The organism is Staphylococcus sp. EG-SA-2 (assembly GCF_017152085.1).
In genome coordinates this window covers 1-1615 of record NZ_JACYHC010000733.1, presented here as the reverse complement: position 1 = coordinate 1615, position 1615 = coordinate 1, and the positions used below count along the sequence as shown (strand labels likewise).

The following is a 1615-nucleotide window of genomic DNA, read 5'->3' as shown; positions in this document are numbered from 1 at the left end:
TCAGGTGACTTAGCATTTGCTGAATGAAGGTGTGCAATTTTGTCGCCGTTTTTAAATACTAGCAAGCTAGGGATACCCATAACTTCATTTTCAACAACTACATCTTCTAATTCATCACGATTAACAGTATACCATTGGTAATCATTATATTGTTCTACGATTGGGTCAATCCATAAATCCATAGCACGACAGTCTGGGCACCATCCTGCCTCAAATTTAACAATTACAGGTGTATCGCTATTAATTATAGATTTAAATGATTCATTACTTTTGATTGCTTGCATTGTAACAACTCCTCTAGATAGTTTAATAACTTTTATTATAGCTAAATTTATATCATAATAAAAAATTTTAGCTTCAAAATGAAAGCCTTTTGCTATGGAAAATGATATATTTATTTTAAATACATAAAGGAGGTTGCAGTCGCATGATTAAATTTTACCAATATAAGAATTGTACAACTTGTAAAAAGGCAGCAAAGTTTTTAGATGAATATGGCGTAAGTTATGAACCAATTGATATCGTTCAACATACACCTACAATAAATGAATTTAAAACAATAATTGCAAATACAGGCGTAGAAATTAATAAATTGTTTAATACACACGGTGCGAAATATCGTGAGCTTGATTTGAAAAATAAATTACAAACTTTATCAGATGATGAAAAGTTAGAGTTGTTATCATCTGATGGTATGTTAGTAAAGCGTCCTCTAGCAGTAATGGGCGATAAGATAACATTAGGATTTAAAGAAGATCAATATAAAGAGACTTGGTTAGCGTAAGTGAAATGTAAACGTTTACTAAATATCTCGATATTTAGATTCATTACATGTAAAATGAAATAAGCTATACAATTGTTAATTTTTATAAATATAGTTGAATAGCATCTAGCCTTATGGCATCATTAATGATGTAAAGATTAATTAGGAGGGGATTCTCTTGGCAGTACCAAATGAATTGAAATATTCAAAAGAGCATGAATGGGTTAAAGTTGAAGGTAATGTAGCAACAATTGGAATCACAGAATACGCACAAAGCGAGTTAGGTGATATTGTTTTCGTTGAATTACCAGAAACAGATGATGAAATTAATGAAGGGGATACGTTTGGTAGCGTAGAATCAGTTAAAACTGTATCAGAATTATATGCACCAATCTCTGGTAAAGTAGTTGAAGTCAACGAAGAACTAGAAGATAGTCCCGAATTTGTAAATGAATCTCCATACGAAAAAGCATGGATGGTAAAAGTAGAAATTAGTGATGAAAGTCAGCTTGAAGCTTTATTAACAGCTGAAAAATATTCAGAAATGATTGGTGAATAATCACCGTGTAACTCCTTAATCTAAGATTGAGGAGTTTATTTTTAGTCTGAGTAAGTAAATAATATGAAAGAAAATTTATTAGGCACTATTATTTGGAGTATTGCTACATTTTATTATTCAAGAATGATGAAAATAATGAATTTAGCTATTTTAAAAATAAAAATTGGGGGAAGTTAATATGCTAAACATTCAAGACGTTAGTCATCTTTCTAAAAAGGAGCAAAAAGCATATAACCGTTTCGTAGAATCTGTAGAAAACGGTAATTTACCAGTACTACCATGTATTGAAATGG

At 30.5% G+C, this 1615-nt stretch carries 3 protein-coding genes and 1 pseudogene; 3 read left to right on the top strand and 1 reads right to left on the bottom strand.

Features of this window, described 5'->3' with window-relative positions; translation table 11 throughout:
- Positions 1-284, bottom strand: a 284-nt coding sequence (locus IDG60_RS13390) for a thioredoxin family protein (RefSeq protein WP_206160785.1), incomplete at its 3' end; no start/stop codon positions are given.
- Between the two features lie 143 nt (positions 285-427).
- On the opposite strand from IDG60_RS13390, the gene IDG60_RS13385 reads away from it, so the two are divergent.
- From IDG60_RS13385 to IDG60_RS13375, 3 genes and pseudogenes are all read left to right on the top strand, one after another.
- A complete protein-coding gene (locus tag IDG60_RS13385) occupies positions 428-784 on the top strand; it encodes an arsenate reductase family protein (protein ID WP_000589549.1) in 357 nt (118 codons plus the stop codon).
- Positions 785-941: 157 nt separating this feature from the next.
- On the top strand, positions 942-1322 hold the full coding sequence (gcvH, locus tag IDG60_RS13380) for a glycine cleavage system protein GcvH (protein ID WP_000290491.1): 381 nt from the start codon (positions 942-944) through the stop codon (positions 1320-1322).
- Positions 1323-1500: 178 nt separating this feature from the next.
- A pseudogene (locus IDG60_RS13375) lies at positions 1501-1615 on the top strand (YwqG family protein); the annotation flags it as partial.